Source organism: Exiguobacterium abrahamii (genome assembly GCF_015645365.1).
GTDB classification, from domain to species: Bacteria; Bacillota; Bacilli; order Exiguobacteriales; family Exiguobacteriaceae; genus Exiguobacterium_A; species Exiguobacterium_A abrahamii.
The window spans coordinates 472,322-486,323 of record NZ_JADOYC010000001.1 but is presented as its reverse complement, the minus strand read 5'-3'; the positions used below and the strand labels follow the sequence as shown (position 1 = coordinate 486,323).

The window sequence follows — 14,002 nt, the reverse complement described above, 5'->3', positions numbered from 1 at the left end:
AAAACGATTCTAAAAGATTTTTCCAAAAAAAATGAGCCCTTCCGCAGAAGGACTCATTTCTTAAACATTAGACTGTTTTTTCTTGTTTACGTGATGCGATGACGGCTTGGATTTCAGACTTGATGTTGTCTGATTTCGGTCCGTAGATTGCTTGAACGTTGTTACCAACTTCAAGGACACCAGCAGCACCTAATTTTTTCAACTCATCTTTGTTGACTTTCGATTTGTCGAGAACTTCGACACGAAGACGTGTGATACATGCATCCAAGTGTTTGATGTTCGACTCTGAACCGAGTGCATCAAGAATACCTTCAGCAAGTTCAGAACCTTGAGCAGATGAAGTCTCTTGCGCTGCATCTTCACGACCTGGAGTTTTCAGGTTGAATTTGCGGATTGCGAAACGGAATCCAACATAGTAGATGACAGAGAGTGCAAGACCGACGACGATGACGAGCCACCACTGCGTGCGTCCTGGAAGAACACCGAAGAGAAGGAAGTCAATCAAACCACCAGAGAATGTCATACCGATCTTAACGTTCAACAATTGCATCGTCATGAACGAGAGACCTGCGAAGACTGCGTGAACTGCGAACAAGATTGGAGCAACGAACAAGAATGCGAATTCGATTGGCTCTGTGATACCTGTCAAGAATGCTGTAAGTGCTGCTGATCCAAGAAGACCACCAACGACTGCACGGCGCTCAGGACGAGCTTCGTGGTACATAGCAAGAGCTGCTGCTGGAAGACCGAACATCATGAACGGGAATTTACCAGTCATGAATGTACCTGCAGTCAATTCAACGTTATCTTTCAATTGAGCGAAGAAGATCGCTTGGTCACCACGAACGACATCACCTGCTGCATTCGTGTACGAACCGAATTCGAACCAGAATGGTGCATAGAAGATGTGGTGAAGACCGAATGGAATCAACGAACGTTCGATGAGACCGAAGACGAATGCTGCGAGTGTTGGGTTTTTCTCCATCATGAAGTGGGAGAATGTGTTCAATCCGTCCTGTGCGAACGGCCAAACGAATACAAGTACAAGACCTGCGAACAATGAAACGACAGCAGTGACGATTGGAACGAAACGTTTACCAGCAAAGAATCCAAGGAACTGTGGCAATTCGAGATTATGGTACTTCCCGTACGCCCAAGCTGCGATCAGACCGATGATGATACCACCGAATACCCCAGTTTGAAGTGTTGGGATACCGAGTACGTTTGCATATCCTTGACCGTTAGCAACCATTTCTGGTGTAACGCCGAGCCAAACGCTCATTGTTTTGTTCATGATCAAGAATCCGACGATTGCCGCAAGTCCGGCTGCGCCGTCCCCTGCAAGACCAATCGCGACACCGACCGCGAATAAGAGTGCTAAGTTACCGAAGATGATATCCCCAGCTGCTTCCATCAATTTTGCAACCTTGATGATTGCATCATTTTTCAAGAACTCGAGTTTTGACGTCAAGTTCGGATTTTGCATCGCGTTACCGAATCCGAGTAGGATACCGGCAGCTGGCAAAATCGCTACAGGAAGCATCAACGCTTTACCGACACGTTGAAGAACAGCAAAAATCTGTTTGAACATGTGTGTTTCCTCCTTTTCCTGTTAAGAGCGAAGTATGATGAATAATGCCAATGATTGAGACGAAAAAAGTCAGACATCTGACCGATTTTTTACAGAAAAAAATCAGGCACGAGCGGATTGTAGACAATAGACTTATCCCGTTGAATAACGGAAATAAAGCTTCTTGCCCGACATCCCACTCATGCCTGATCGTATCAGTAACACGTAGTCCGTGCGGTCATTTACCTGAATCGTACTGCACTAAGCGTTGCAGATGCATCGTAAGATACGTCGCCTCACCGCGCGGTACCGCTTTCTTCAACTGACGTTCCATGATGGACATCAGCTCCCAAGCAGTATCATAGCATAGCGGATATTCTTCACGCAATAGCTTTTCTACTTTTTCTGGAGCCTCTAGATACTCCCCATTGGAAACCCTTTCAATCGCTGAACGAAGATGCCGAATCAGACGCTTGTAATCAAGCGATTTTCGATCGATTTTAATCTCCAGTCGCTGTTCGATATGACTAGCAATTAAACCGACGAGTTGATGATGGCGGTTAACTTCGAGTACGTCTTTGAAGTTCGTCGCCGAATGAATATGAAGTGCGATGAATCCTGTCTCCGCTGGAGGCAGGTAAAAATTCATCTCGGCACTGATGAACTCGACGATTTCTTCTGCAAGGGCGTACTCTTCCGGATACAAGGCTTCCGTTTCAGCAAGAAACGGATTTGTGACTTCCATTCCTTGTTCGAGTCGCTTGAACGTAAACGTCAAATGATCCGTCAATCCAATATGGATATGTTCGTCGACCTTTTTTCCGAAGCGTGTCTCGATCATCGAGACGATCTCGTTCATCAACGCGATGAAATTTTCATCTAGATGACCGACGAGCGCCTTATATTGATCCTGTTCTTCTTTATCCTTCAACGTGTAGACTTTTTCCAACTTGTCGAGATCTGTCAGTTGATCGCCTGGCTTCCGACCGAAGCCAATCCCTTTCGCGAGGATAATGACTTCCTGATTCGCACCAGTCGAACAAATGACGACATTATTATTCAATACCTTGATAACGTGGTACATTTGTTTATCCATTCGCTCTCAACCCAATCTGCTCTTACACATTTATTTAAAGACATTGTTTTTATTATAACGGTTTTTCAGACACGAAAAAAGCCTACTTACTCAAGTAGACTTTAAAACATTTGGTAACCGCTCTTACGCAAGAAGCGAATCGATAGACCGGCGATGATGATTCCGGCAAGACCAGCCGCGAACATCGTGATATCCGCTGTCTGTAGACCAGCAATCCGGTCTCCGAGATTCGGAATCGCTTCACGAGCATTCGTGAAGTATTCGAGCGTCGATTGGTTGTCGATCATCATGATGATGATGACCGGATAGAGTACGAGCATCACCCACGTACTCCGCAACAACATGTTTAAGATGAATCCGATACTAAAGAACATGACGAGATAAAGCACACTCCCGATCACGGCTTGAATGATATGCATACTGTTCCCCCTTTGAATCTCTTCTAGTATAACCGACAAAAAAGGCAAATGCACGAGTGTACATTTGCCTAAAACGTGAACTTAGAACTTCCCTTTTTTGATCGCAAGACCAAGTTTTTTCAGTTCGAAGAAGTGTTTGTTGTCGATGACTTTTTTCATGAACGATGCGTTACGGCCGTAAATCTTCTTACCGAAGACCATGCCGATGCCGTCTTTGTGACCAAGTGAAGCGACCGTTCCTTTGTTCTCGTACGTGAACGTCGATGTTTGACGACCCGCGATGAGTGCTGCGATGTTCTCAGCGACTTTGTGTGCTTGTTGTGTCGCGATTTGTGCAGTCGGTGGGTACGGACGGTTCGAACTTGGATCCATGACTGCTGAACAGTCACCGATCATGAAGACGTTGTCGTGTCCTGGAACACGGAGATCTTCTTCAACGACGACACGGTTACGCATCGCTTCGAAACCAGATGCTGCAACGACAGGGTTACCGCTGACGCCACCTGTCCAGATGATCGTGTTCGCTTCGATTGTCTCAGTCGTGTCGCCTTGAAGCGGACCGAATGTGACGCTTCCTGGTCCACATTCCTTGATGCCGTTACCGAGTTTGAACTCGATACCCTGGCGCTCAAGCCATTTGTGTGCATAGTTGACGAGATCTGCATCGAATCCTGGAAGGACTGTCGGTGCTGCCTCGATGTTGACGACACGAACGAGTTCGCGTGGAATGTCATATTGTTTGCACAGTTCTGGGATACGGTTGACGAGCTCACCCATGAACTCGATTCCTGTGAATCCAGCACCACCAACGACGATCGTCAAGAGTGAACGATCTTGTGATCCTGTTGTTTTGTACTGTGCGAATGAGTAATCGATATGTTCCTTGATTTTACGGACGCTGTTCAACGAGCTGATTGTCAGCGCGTGTTCCTTCAATCCTTTGATGCCGAATGTTTCAGGAACGCCACCGAGAGCAACGACGACGTAATCGTAAGGAACTGTTCCGCCATCTTGTAAAAGAACCGTTTTAGCAGCCGTGTCGACTTTCTCAACGATGCCTTTGACAAGTTTGACGCGTGACGGGTTGATGACATCATTGATGTAGATGCGCGCTTGCTCCGCAGACATCGTACCTGCAGCTGGTTCATGCAACCAAGTTGTTTGGTAATGATAGTCGTGTTTGTTAATCAACGTGATGTTCGCTTGATCGACGCCGAGTTTCTTTTGAAGGTTGACTGCTGTGATCAATCCACCGTAGCCCGCTCCAAGAATAACAATGTTAGGTGTGTTCATGTTCTGATACTCCTTACGAATCGTAGTTTTGTTGTGATTTTCTTCACATTCAATTACAGACGAATGCTCAAAAATTTTGTTCAAATAATGTTCACATGTCTATAAGCCTATTGAAACACTTTTCAGGAATGATTGCAAAAGAAAAATGTAATTTCCCTTAAAAAAATGTGAGATGTTCCGTACTTGCACCTTCACCCCCTACTTCCTATATAATAGACCTATCCAACGCTAGGAGGGAATCAGATGCACCAACCATATGATGTCACGATCATCGGCGGCGGTCCGGTCGGACTGTTCACCGCGTTTTATTCAGGGATGCGCCAGATGAAGACGAAGGTCATCGAGAGTCTACCTCAATTAGGTGGTCAACTCGCTACGCTTTATCCTGAAAAATATATATACGATATTGCCGGTTTTCCGAAAGTAAAAGCACAGGAACTGGTCGATCGGTTGCTTGAACAAGCAAATGAATTCGATCCGACATACGTGCTCGGTGAGACTGTCATCGCTTACGAACGGATGGATGACGGAATCATCCGCCTCATCACGAATAAAGGCGAGCATTATACGAAGACCGTCATTTTGACGGCAGGAAACGGCTCGTTCGCCGCGCGTCCACTCGGAGTGGCGGATGCAGAACGCTTCGAAGAAACAAACTTACACTATTTCGTCAACGACATGGAACGTTTCAAGGATCGCCAAGTCGTCTTACTGGGTGGTGGTGACTCTGCCGTTGACTGGTCATTGATGCTTGAGCCGATTGCAAAATCCGTCACGCTCATCCACCGTCGTGATAAGTTCCGTGCCCATGAACATTCGGTCGAACTGTTACACGATTCATCCGTCAACGTCATGACGCCGTATACACTTGAATCGGTCACAGGTGAGACACACATCGAGACGCTGACGTTCAAACATGCTGAAAGTGGTGAAGTCGTCGTCGTCGCTGCGGACGATGTCGTCTGTAACTTCGGTTTCGTCTCGTCACTCGGACCGCTCAAAGAATGGGAAGTCGAATTCGAACGCAATTCGATTCGTGTCAATTCGAAGATGGAGACTGCGATTCCAGGCGTCTTCGCTTGTGGTGATATCGCGACTTACGAAGGACGCGTCAAACTAATCGCAACGGGCTTCGGTGAAGCACCGATCGCCGTTAACCAAGCGAAACTTCTCGTTGATCCATCTGCTCGTCACCCGCAACACTCGACGAGTCTGTTCGAAAAAGTAACGAATCATTCTTGAGATAACTGAATGCCTGTAAACAAATAAGAGGTCGAATTCCGGATGACATACCGGAGTCCGACCTCTTATTTTGATGGAATCGCATCGAGGACGTGAACAAACATCTTCGACTCCTACAGGAAAAGGAAGCACGATGTGTGCTTCCGTCAGGGAGAGGTAAGACCCGACAGATCACATGAAATGGGAACTGGCGCGGCTTACATCCCGCCTGAGGAAAGCGAAGATGTTGAAAAGTCCGATTTCATACAGATGATCTTTTAACCGGTATCCGGTAAACCCGTTGCACGAGTTCGACCCCACCTCGCTCAATCATCGATTCTTCGAAGACCTGACCACCGAATCGCTCGTAAAACTGGCACGCTGGATTATCCCGCAAGACAGAAACCTGCATCGTCTCATACTCAGCTAAGTCCTCAGCGATGCGTTGAAACAACGCTTTACCGAGTCCTTGTCCTTGCGACGCTTGCAAGACATAAATCGCATACAACTCCCCTTCACGCGCATCACTTCGATTCGCTCCACCTTGCGCAAAGCCAACGACTTCTTCTCCTGACAGGGCAACATACACGCGTTGATCAACTAACGTCTGCCCCCATTGTTTCGTCCGTTTTTCGTGCGACAACTGTGCTAAATACGGATCTGGAATGATACCTTGATACGTCTCCCGCCAGGCGTCAATATGAACGCGCGCGATAGCTGACGCATCTTCAAGACGTGCTTCACGAATATTCATAACGCAATGATGAAGCGACGTGTCTCGCGTCCATTACGAACAGTCGGCTCAATTTCTCGTCCGCCGTTCGCCAAGATGACACGGAGAGATGCTAGATTATCAACGCCACACGTCAACAGCACTTGATCGAGTCCACGTTGCCGTGCTTCTTCTAGCGCTAAACGGAGCCCGGTCGTCGCATATCCTTTCTGACGCTCGGATGGTCGGATGCCGTATCCGATGTGTCCACCGTACAACTTCAAGTTCTCCGTCAACTCATGCCGGAAGTTCAACGCGCCGACGATTCGTTGTCCGTCGACCATCCAGTACGTCGAATGGGTGACAAGACCCGGTCTGACCGTTGTCTCCATTTCCTTCAGTTCCGCAAAATAAGCGCCGAGCGGCTCATATGTGTCTCCGACTGCTTCCGGCACGATCGTTTCGCCCGACTCTCGCCAGTCTTCTAAAAAGGCGCGGTATTCTGTCTCCCATGCGAGGGTTGGTTTCATCAACTGCATCATTGGTGATTGCGCACCTCCTCTTCAATCAAACGATCGAGCCAGTCATCGATGTGCTGGAACAGATAGCCCGCTTGTTTTGCGGCTGTCGTATCCATATAAAAATCACGTTCCGGCGCAAGAGGCGATTCATCCTCTCCTTTTGCGACGAGTTGACTTGTCGTTCCCGCAACGCGGTCGATTTTATCCATCAGGTCTTGAATCGATAAGACACCGTCACTCGCAGCGTTGATCGGTCCTGTCAGTTCCGAACGACCACACCACTCAAGAAAGGCAGCGGCTTCATAACTGGAGATATAGCCCATCTTCGCATAACTGTTTTCAGCAACAATCGGACGCCCGTCAAGCGCCCGCTTAATATGAAAGACGAGTCGCTCCGTGTAGTCATCTGGTCCGAGAACGACCGGGAAACGGACAGCAACGACTGGGAACGTCGCCCGTTGGAAGAAATAACTCTCCGCTTGGCGTTTCCCTTCGCCATATCCATGTTCTTTCTCGAGGTCATATTTCCCGGGAAACGGATTATAGGCACGCTCCGTGATATTCGCACCACCGTCTTCATAGACAGACATCGTCGACGTCAACACGTAGCGTCCGACTTTCCCTTCAAACGCGTCAATCGCAAGCTTTGCTTGATACGGCGTGAAACAGATATTGTCATAGATGACATCCCAGTGCTGCTGGCTTAAGTCCTTCATCGTACTACTTGACGTCCGGTCCCCTTTAAAGAATGTCAAGCCCTTCGCGACCGGTGGCGTATGCTCGCCGCGTGTGACGATTGTCACGTCATCCCCCGAATCGGCTAAACGAATCGCAAGCCGGCGTCCGAAGTAGCGTGTTCCCCCGAAGATCAATACTTTTCTCATCCTGAAGCCCTCCCTGTTCGTAGTAGCATTCACTCTCTTAATATTTCGAGTCAACGGAACAGGTCTCCTGTATACGGACAATAAAAAAATCGTGGACGATGTCCACGATTGGATTCATTAACAGCCACCCGGTGTCCCGGCATTCGTTGCCGTCCGGAACGAAGTCCCGCAACCGCATGTTGCGATGGCATTTGGATTCGTGATCGTGAATCCGCCGCCAAGCATCGACTGTTTATAATCGATCTCCAGTCCTTTGACGACCGGGTAATCTTTTTCGTCCACGATGACGGTCACGCCGTGCTGTTCGAAAACGAGATCCGTTTCTTTCTGTTGGTCGAATCCCATTCCGTACGACAGACCACTACATCCACCACCTTGGACGAGCATCCGAAGATTCCGTTCATCTGCTGGTGCCTGCGCCATCATGTCCTGGACTTGTAGCGCTGCTGCCTCCGTTAAATGGATCATGTCATCACCTTCCTTTTCTTTAGTATACGCAACTTCTGAGTGAATCGAAACCTAGTTGCTTGAAACTATCTTGAATTCGTTGTATAAATGGTATGTACAACAAAATAATCGTTCCATCTTCAGGGCAGGGTGAAATTCCCGACCGGCGGTAAACAACTATTATGAGTTGAAGCCCGCGAGCGAATAGGGCGCTATTTGCTGATTCTGTGTAATTCAGGAGCCGACAGTATAGTCTGGATGGGAGAAGATGGCGGCATGAGTTTGAATTTGATCGATTTTTGCAATAATCGATTAGGTTTATTTAATGCGGACTTCTCCCCTGTTGATCTCATCAATAGGGGTTTCTTTATGGACGCAGTCATGCCAATACTTCATCGAGAGGAACGAGCAAAAGGAGACAATACTCGTATGAAACGCACACAAAAAATGGTCACTCTGTCAATGTTAGGTTCAATCTCATTTGTTCTTATGCTTATCAATTTTCCACTACCGTTCTTACCGAACTATCTGAAGATCGACTTCAGTGATGTTCCTGCTCTCGTCGCAGCGATCATGTTCTCACCGGTCGCAGGAGTCATCGTCGAAGCATTGAAGAACGTGTTATATTACATCTTCCGCGGAAGTGGTGTTCCAGTTGGAGAATTCGCAAACTTTGCTGCTGGCGTCGCATTCGTGCTTCCTGTCAGCTGGTTCTACCATAAAAAGAAATCAACACAAGGTCTCGCAACTGGTCTCGTCGCTGGTACGATCACGATGGCACTCGGTCTTGCGATCCTCAACTATATCTTGATCCTTCCAGCGTATGCATGGTTCCTCGGTATGGATTACATGGCGGATCCAGCTGTCAAATGGACAGCGATCACAGCCGGTATCTTACCGTTTAACGTCATCAAGGCGTTGTTCATCTCGGCACTCTTCATTCCGTTGTTCTTGAAACTACGACCATGGATGATGCGCCGTCAACAATCTGCCTGATCCGAAAAGCTGCGCCCGCTGACGGACACGAATCCCCTCGCTCAGACGAACGAGGGGATTTTTTGGCTGTCCGTGCTCACAGCTCATTCTCTTCGATTTTTAGGTAAATCTTTTCAAGCAACTCTTCCGGCGTCTCGCCTACGACGGTCTCACCATCGACGAGACAAAAATGATCAAGCGAACAAATGCCGCAATAACCGAGGCAACCGTATTCGACGACGTCGACGTTCGGATCACGTTCGAGTTGCTCCATGACGACCTGTGTACCAGCCGCTAAGTTACTGATACAAAATTCAATAATCGGATTCACTTTTTTTCCTCCTTCAAGCAGGAAACGACCTGCCTCATGTCGTATTATACAAGGTCAGACTGATTTAGGGGAACTAAGGGGGATTTTACGTTATGAAGCAATTGGTTGTACTCGGCGGAGGATATGGTGGAATGCGGATTTGTGAGCGATTCAAGGACGAGGAAGTTGCCGTCACGCTCGTTGACCGTCTACCGTACCACGCACTCAAAACGGAATATTACGCACTCGCAGCAGGTACATTATCAGATCGGGATGTCCGGATTGAATTTCCGGAGGGGAAACATCTTACTTATAAATATGGACATGTCATTAAAATCTCACCAGAGACGAATACGGTCCACCTGCAGGACGGATCAGAATTATTCTATGATGACTTGATCATCGCTCTCGGTTGTGAGGATAAATACCACAACATTCCGGGTGCTCAAGAGTTTACATACAGCATCCAGACACTTGAAGAATCGCGTAAGACACAGCAAGCGATCTGTGGTCTGTCGCCGGGGTCCGTCGTCTCGATCGTCGGTGCTGGTCTATCCGGTGTCGAACTTGCCAGTGAACTGCACGAGAGCCGGAAGGATTTAACGATTCGTCTGTTCGACCGCGGTCCATCCGTCTTGTCGTTCTTATCCGACAAAGTCTCGTCTTACGTCCAGGAATGGTTCGAGGAGCATGACGTGGAAGTCATCAACAATTCGAACGTCACGCTCGTCACAGCGGACGACGTGCGAAACGGCGACGATACGTACCCGTCGGACTTGACGATTTGGACGGCAGGTACGCAGCCGGTCAAGGTCGTTCGTGATCTCGGCTTTGCTGCAGACAGTGGCGGTCGGATCAAATTGACGGAACATCACCATGTACCAGAATACGATAACGTCTTCGTCATCGGCGATTGTGCCAGCTTGCCGTATGCACCAAGCGGTCAACTCGCAGAACATCAGGCAGAACAAGTCGTCGACGTCTTGCAAGCGAAGTGGCAAGGGAAGAAATTGCCGAAACTGCCAGAAATCAAACTGCGCGGAATGCTCGGATCGCTCGGGAAATCAGATGGTTTCGGGATCGTCATGGGCAAGCAAGCGCTGACGGGGAAAGTCCCACGTCTCTTAAAGTCCGGTGTCTTATGGAAACACAAAAAGATTAAATGAGCAAAAGAGGTGTCCCGATCTTTGGGATACCTCTTCTTCATTACCCCGTCTGACTTAACTTCGCATCAATCGCTGCCGTAATCGTCTTCAGCTTGACGTACCCCTCGTCAATCATCTCATCATCAAGCACGATCAATGGATAAAAATAGACATCCTCTTTCAAGGCTTCCGTCCATTGATCCGCTGTTGCTGTCTCGAAATCGACATAGCGTAGCGTCATCGCTTGCTCATATTTTCGCCCGAGGACGGCCTGTAGCCAACTGAACGTCTCTTCCGAGCTGGGTGCCCCGACACAACTCGGACAAGTGACCGCTGTCCCGTAAACCGTGATTTCCATCTTGAAGTCCCCCTTTTCAATTCTCTCCTCTTTAGTATACAAGTTTTCCAGATTGAGAACATTTTTCAACCCTGTTACAATGAAACTATACGAAAGGATGTGTTTACGCATGGAAATGTTTGATCAAGTGAATGAAGTTCTTGAAAAATTGCGTCCGTTCCTTCTTCGTGATGGAGGAGACGTTGAACTCGTAGATGTAGAAGACGGAATCGTAAAACTCCGTTTGATGGGAGCTTGTGGTAGCTGCCCAAGTTCAACGATCACATTGAAGGCCGGTATCGAACGTGCCCTTCTTGAAGAAGTCGCTGGCGTCGTTGAAGTCGAACAAGTCTTCTAATACATGAAATCCCGAACGAAATCTCGTTCGGGATTTTTTGATTTATAGAATCCATTCGGCTAACGTATCGACCATGTATGTCGGTTGACGATTCTGACCTTGAATGAAGACCGGTGTATGGACGCCAGAATTGACGTGCATCGTCCGGATGCCTCCATTGATTCCGAACAGGATATCCGTATGGTAGTTATCCCCGACCATGATGACGTCTTCTTTTGACAGACCAATCATCTCCGTTGCGATATCGACCATGACCGGTTCCGGTTTACCGATGAAGAACGGTTCCTTCTCCGTCGTCACGCGCAGGACGGACGTCAAGGCACCGTTACCTGGCAAGAAACCACGTTCTGTCGGAATGGCGATGTCTCCGTTCGTCGAGATGAACCGGGCACCGGCACGAATTGCGAGGGCACCGACAGCGAGTTTTTCATACGTGATCTGACGGTCAAGACCGATGACGACGTAATCTGCTGCTTCCGTTGCGACGACGTCCAACCCTTCCCGTTCAAGCGCATCAATCAGTCCTGTTTCTCCGATCGCATAGACGCGTGCTTTCGGTGATAGATCAGCGATATAACGACCAGTCGCCATCGCACTCGTCAAGACGTGTTTCGCATCGGAATGAACACCCATCCCGCGTAATTTCTCCGCCACGGCTTCTGCCGTCATCGACGCATTATTCGTCACGAACAAATACGGAATGCCTTCTGCTTGCAGACGATTGACGAAATCGACCGCTTCTTTTACCGGTTCCGTTCCGTTATACATCGTTCCATCTAAATCAAATAAATAGCCTTTTGCCTTCATCCTGACTCACTCCTCGTTTGGTAAAAATGCAGACACCGGTCCGAGTTCTGTCTCGATATACCGGCGAATCGCTTCCGGGAAACGACGTAGTTCTGCTTCCTCTGTCTCAAGTACCGCCCGAATCTCCGCCATACTCGACTGTGTGAATGACCGGACGATCAACGTACGTAACGCAACGAGCTTCTTCAGACTCGTCGCGAGCGGTCCATCGATGACCTTCTCATCTTCTAAGATGAGAATGATATCTTCATAACTTCCCGGATCCCGCATGATGAATCCATCAATCATACTGTTTCCGATGTCGATGACACTCTCGATGACTAAAAAACCGATCCGCTCCATAGCCAGTGCCGTCGTCACCGGATCCCCCGTAACTTCCTTACTTTGTCGAAGTGCCGTCTCATAACAGACGACCGTCTCTTCGATTTTTTGACGATTGATGAAATACATCTTCATTCCCCCTCACATCCTCCATTTTATCGTTATCCGGCAATCCTGAAAAGCAGAAAGGTCATTTGCATCACATTCCCCAATGTGTTATCCTCAATTTAGATTTTTGCTGAAAATAGTATGTCACATTGGTGACGTGGAGGTTATATACATGGAACGGGAACTCGCATTGGAAATCGTACGCGCTACGGAAGCAGCAGCACTAGCTTCTGCTCAATGGATTGGTCGCGGTAAGAAAAATGAAGCGGATGATGCAGCAACGACTGCGATGCGCGAAGTCTTGAACACGGTCAACATGAACGGAACGGTCGTCATCGGCGAAGGCGAACTCGACGAAGCACCGATGCTCTTCATCGGCGAACGTGTCGGAACAGCGAACGGTCCAATCGTTGACATCGCCGTCGACCCGCTCGAAGGTACGAACATCGTCGCCAAAGGTCTCGGTAATGCGATGGTCGTCATCGCCGTCGCCGATCAAGGTGCCCTGCTCCACGCACCCGATATGTATATGGATAAATTAACAGTTGGACCGAACTTAAAAGGGCACGTCTCGCTCGACGATCCACTTGAAGTCATCATTGAAAAAGCAGCTCAATACAACAATAAACGGATTGAGGACGTCACGGTCATCATGCAAGATCGCCCGCGTCACGATCACTTCCGCGAAGCTGCGATGCGGATGGGCGCACGGGTTCGTCTGTTTGAAGACGGCGACGTCTCGGCTGGGATCGCACCACTCTCTCCTGCGACAGGAATCGATATCTTCATTGGTACAGGCGGTGCTCCTGAAGGTGTCATCACGGCTGCTGCCGTCAAAGCGATGGGCGGCGACATGCAGGCACGTTTACATCCGATGAACGAAGAAGAAACCGCTCGTGTCATCCGGATGGGGCTTGAAGATCCGCTTCAACTCTTGACGCTTGATGACCTTATTAAAAGCGACGATTGTATCTTTGCCGCGACAGGCGTCACGACGGGCGAAATGCTCGATGGCGTTAAGTTCTTGACGGATGATATCGTTGAGACGACATCCCTCGTCATGCGTTCAAAGACACGGACGATTCGAAAAGTCATCGCCGAGCATAGCTTATCGCGTAAACCATACTTGCAAAAAGTCCCCCAAACCCTTTAATCTGAAACAGATGTTAGGGAAATGAGGGAAGCTGAATGATGGAAGAACGTGATTTTTTATATGATGATGTTGAACAAACGAAGACACGCTTCGTCAGTTGGATTGGAGAAGCCAGTCGGTTTGATCTCGCCATCACCCACTCGGAGCATTTTTACGGTAAGATTCTCGTCTTGAATCTCTTATCGAATCGCTATGCGATCATCGGTGCGGACGATTTTGATGAACCTGGCTACATCGCGACGGCGTTTGACGTCGAAGACGATGCGGCAACGGAACTCGAGATGTATCTGCGCGCTTATATCGGTCTATGAAAAAAAGCCTTCGT

General features: G+C 48.5%; 18 protein-coding genes and 1 riboswitch. Of the genes, 6 read left to right on the top strand and 12 right to left on the bottom strand.

What is annotated here, in order from left to right:
- Window positions 1-67: 67 nt before the first annotated feature.
- The 4 genes from ptsG to ITJ88_RS02410 form a co-directional block, all read right to left on the bottom strand.
- Window positions 68-1,591 carry a glucose-specific PTS transporter subunit IIBC gene (ptsG, locus tag ITJ88_RS02425; protein ID WP_029342409.1) on the bottom strand — a complete coding sequence of 508 codons (1,524 nt, stop codon included), beginning with the start codon at window positions 1,589-1,591 and terminating at the stop codon, window positions 68-70.
- A 217-nt stretch (window positions 1,592-1,808) separates the two neighbouring features.
- Window positions 1,809-2,666, bottom strand: coding sequence for a glucose PTS transporter transcription antiterminator GlcT (glcT, locus tag ITJ88_RS02420; RefSeq protein ID WP_023469132.1), 858 nt, complete (start codon window positions 2,664-2,666; stop codon window positions 1,809-1,811).
- A 101-nt stretch (window positions 2,667-2,767) separates the two neighbouring features.
- Window positions 2,768-3,085: a YuiB family protein gene (locus ITJ88_RS02415; RefSeq protein WP_023469133.1), complete on the bottom strand. Its 318-nt coding sequence runs from the start codon at window positions 3,083-3,085 to the stop codon at window positions 2,768-2,770.
- An 81-nt stretch (window positions 3,086-3,166) separates the two neighbouring features.
- On the bottom strand, window positions 3,167-4,378 hold the full coding sequence (locus tag ITJ88_RS02410; RefSeq protein ID WP_029342410.1) for an NAD(P)/FAD-dependent oxidoreductase: 1,212 nt from the start codon (window positions 4,376-4,378) through the stop codon (window positions 3,167-3,169).
- 243 nt (window positions 4,379-4,621) lie between these two features.
- On the opposite strand from ITJ88_RS02410, the gene ITJ88_RS02405 reads away from it, so the two are divergent.
- Window positions 4,622-5,620: an NAD(P)/FAD-dependent oxidoreductase gene (locus tag ITJ88_RS02405; protein ID WP_195864577.1), complete on the top strand. Its 999-nt coding sequence runs from the start codon at window positions 4,622-4,624 to the stop codon at window positions 5,618-5,620.
- Window positions 5,621-5,861: 241 nt separating this feature from the next.
- On the opposite strand, the gene ITJ88_RS02400 is transcribed toward ITJ88_RS02405, so the two are convergent.
- The 4 genes from ITJ88_RS02400 to ITJ88_RS02385 all read right to left on the bottom strand — a co-directional run bounded on the left by ITJ88_RS02400 (window position 5,862) and on the right by ITJ88_RS02385 (window position 8,184).
- On the bottom strand, window positions 5,862-6,353 hold the full coding sequence (locus ITJ88_RS02400) for a GNAT family N-acetyltransferase (RefSeq protein WP_195864576.1): 492 nt from the start codon (window positions 6,351-6,353) through the stop codon (window positions 5,862-5,864).
- Window positions 6,350-6,853: a GNAT family N-acetyltransferase gene (locus ITJ88_RS02395; protein WP_195864575.1), complete on the bottom strand. Its 504-nt coding sequence runs from the start codon at window positions 6,851-6,853 to the stop codon at window positions 6,350-6,352. Before ITJ88_RS02395 ends, ITJ88_RS02400 begins: the two co-directional genes overlap by 4 nt.
- The gene (locus ITJ88_RS02390; RefSeq protein WP_195864574.1) at window positions 6,850-7,716 is read right to left on the bottom strand and encodes an NAD-dependent epimerase/dehydratase family protein; all 867 of its coding nucleotides are present in this window, start codon (window positions 7,714-7,716) and stop codon (window positions 6,850-6,852) included. Before ITJ88_RS02390 ends, ITJ88_RS02395 begins: the two co-directional genes overlap by 4 nt.
- A gap of 117 nt (window positions 7,717-7,833) precedes the next feature.
- Entirely contained in the window at window positions 7,834-8,184 is a 351-nt protein-coding gene (locus tag ITJ88_RS02385) for a HesB/IscA family protein (RefSeq protein WP_029342414.1), read from the bottom strand.
- 111 nt (window positions 8,185-8,295) lie between these two features.
- A riboswitch (FMN riboswitch) is annotated at window positions 8,296-8,437 on the top strand.
- A 155-nt stretch (window positions 8,438-8,592) separates the two neighbouring features.
- On the opposite strand from ITJ88_RS02385, the gene ITJ88_RS02380 reads away from it, so the two are divergent.
- Window positions 8,593-9,159: an ECF transporter S component gene (locus ITJ88_RS02380; protein WP_029342415.1), complete on the top strand. Its 567-nt coding sequence runs from the start codon at window positions 8,593-8,595 to the stop codon at window positions 9,157-9,159.
- 76 nt (window positions 9,160-9,235) lie between these two features.
- Here the strand turns inward: ITJ88_RS02380 and ITJ88_RS02375 are convergent, their stop codons facing one another.
- A complete protein-coding gene (locus tag ITJ88_RS02375) occupies window positions 9,236-9,469 on the bottom strand; it encodes a YuzB family protein (protein WP_023469141.1) in 234 nt (77 codons plus the stop codon).
- A gap of 92 nt (window positions 9,470-9,561) precedes the next feature.
- On the opposite strand from ITJ88_RS02375, the gene ITJ88_RS02370 reads away from it, so the two are divergent.
- The gene (locus ITJ88_RS02370) at window positions 9,562-10,614 is read left to right on the top strand and encodes an NAD(P)/FAD-dependent oxidoreductase (RefSeq protein ID WP_055968842.1); all 1,053 of its coding nucleotides are present in this window, start codon (window positions 9,562-9,564) and stop codon (window positions 10,612-10,614) included.
- 40 nt (window positions 10,615-10,654) lie between these two features.
- Here ITJ88_RS02370 and ITJ88_RS02365 read toward each other — a convergent pair whose 3' ends face one another.
- A complete protein-coding gene (locus ITJ88_RS02365; RefSeq protein ID WP_047393437.1) occupies window positions 10,655-10,951 on the bottom strand; it encodes a DUF1462 family protein in 297 nt (98 codons plus the stop codon).
- A 109-nt stretch (window positions 10,952-11,060) separates the two neighbouring features.
- On the opposite strand from ITJ88_RS02365, the gene ITJ88_RS02360 reads away from it, so the two are divergent.
- A complete protein-coding gene (locus ITJ88_RS02360) occupies window positions 11,061-11,288 on the top strand; it encodes a NifU family protein (RefSeq protein WP_012371190.1) in 228 nt (75 codons plus the stop codon).
- A 42-nt stretch (window positions 11,289-11,330) separates the two neighbouring features.
- Here the strand turns inward: ITJ88_RS02360 and ITJ88_RS02355 are convergent, their stop codons facing one another.
- Complete coding sequence (locus ITJ88_RS02355; protein ID WP_195864573.1) at window positions 11,331-12,095, bottom strand: TIGR01457 family HAD-type hydrolase; 765 nt, start codon at window positions 12,093-12,095, stop codon at window positions 11,331-11,333.
- 6 nt (window positions 12,096-12,101) lie between these two features.
- A complete protein-coding gene (locus tag ITJ88_RS02350; RefSeq protein WP_195864572.1) occupies window positions 12,102-12,545 on the bottom strand; it encodes a DUF86 domain-containing protein in 444 nt (147 codons plus the stop codon).
- A 151-nt stretch (window positions 12,546-12,696) separates the two neighbouring features.
- On the opposite strand from ITJ88_RS02350, the gene glpX reads away from it, so the two are divergent.
- Window positions 12,697-13,677 (top strand): class II fructose-bisphosphatase, encoded by a 981-nt coding sequence (gene glpX / locus ITJ88_RS02345; RefSeq protein ID WP_029342420.1) that lies wholly within the window; start codon window positions 12,697-12,699, stop codon window positions 13,675-13,677.
- A gap of 35 nt (window positions 13,678-13,712) precedes the next feature.
- Window positions 13,713-13,988: a DUF3055 domain-containing protein gene (locus ITJ88_RS02340; protein ID WP_023469147.1), complete on the top strand. Its 276-nt coding sequence runs from the start codon at window positions 13,713-13,715 to the stop codon at window positions 13,986-13,988.
- The last annotated feature ends 14 nt before the right edge of the window (window positions 13,989-14,002 follow it).

Excerpts from the sequence above, each read along its gene's own strand:
- glpX (WP_029342420.1), top strand. The coding sequence starts at position 12,697 with ATGGAACGGGAACTCGCATTGGAAATCGTACGCGCTACGGAAGCAGCA.
- ITJ88_RS02340 (WP_023469147.1), top strand. The coding sequence starts at position 13,713 with ATGATGGAAGAACGTGATTTTTTATATGATGATGTTGAACAAACGAAG.
- ITJ88_RS02360 (WP_012371190.1), top strand. The coding sequence starts at position 11,061 with ATGGAAATGTTTGATCAAGTGAATGAAGTTCTTGAAAAATTGCGTCCG.
- ITJ88_RS02400 (WP_195864576.1), bottom strand. The coding sequence starts at position 6,353 with ATGAATATTCGTGAAGCACGTCTTGAAGATGCGTCAGCTATCGCGCGC.
- ptsG (WP_029342409.1), bottom strand. The coding sequence starts at position 1,591 with ATGTTCAAACAGATTTTTGCTGTTCTTCAACGTGTCGGTAAAGCGTTG.
- ITJ88_RS02395 (WP_195864575.1), bottom strand. The coding sequence starts at position 6,853 with ATGATGCAGTTGATGAAACCAACCCTCGCATGGGAGACAGAATACCGC.
- ITJ88_RS02350 (WP_195864572.1), bottom strand. The coding sequence starts at position 12,545 with ATGTATTTCATCAATCGTCAAAAAATCGAAGAGACGGTCGTCTGTTAT.
- ITJ88_RS02415 (WP_023469133.1), bottom strand. The coding sequence starts at position 3,085 with ATGCATATCATTCAAGCCGTGATCGGGAGTGTGCTTTATCTCGTCATG.
- ITJ88_RS02380 (WP_029342415.1), top strand. The coding sequence starts at position 8,593 with ATGAAACGCACACAAAAAATGGTCACTCTGTCAATGTTAGGTTCAATC.
- ITJ88_RS02405 (WP_195864577.1), top strand. The coding sequence starts at position 4,622 with ATGCACCAACCATATGATGTCACGATCATCGGCGGCGGTCCGGTCGGA.
- ITJ88_RS02355 (WP_195864573.1), bottom strand. The coding sequence starts at position 12,095 with ATGAAGGCAAAAGGCTATTTATTTGATTTAGATGGAACGATGTATAAC.
- ITJ88_RS02385 (WP_029342414.1), bottom strand. The coding sequence starts at position 8,184 with ATGATCCATTTAACGGAGGCAGCAGCGCTACAAGTCCAGGACATGATG.
- ITJ88_RS02370 (WP_055968842.1), top strand. The coding sequence starts at position 9,562 with ATGAAGCAATTGGTTGTACTCGGCGGAGGATATGGTGGAATGCGGATT.
- ITJ88_RS02365 (WP_047393437.1), bottom strand. The coding sequence starts at position 10,951 with ATGGAAATCACGGTTTACGGGACAGCGGTCACTTGTCCGAGTTGTGTC.
- ITJ88_RS02390 (WP_195864574.1), bottom strand. The coding sequence starts at position 7,716 with ATGAGAAAAGTATTGATCTTCGGGGGAACACGCTACTTCGGACGCCGG.
- glcT (WP_023469132.1), bottom strand. The coding sequence starts at position 2,666 with ATGGATAAACAAATGTACCACGTTATCAAGGTATTGAATAATAATGTC.
- ITJ88_RS02410 (WP_029342410.1), bottom strand. The coding sequence starts at position 4,378 with ATGAACACACCTAACATTGTTATTCTTGGAGCGGGCTACGGTGGATTG.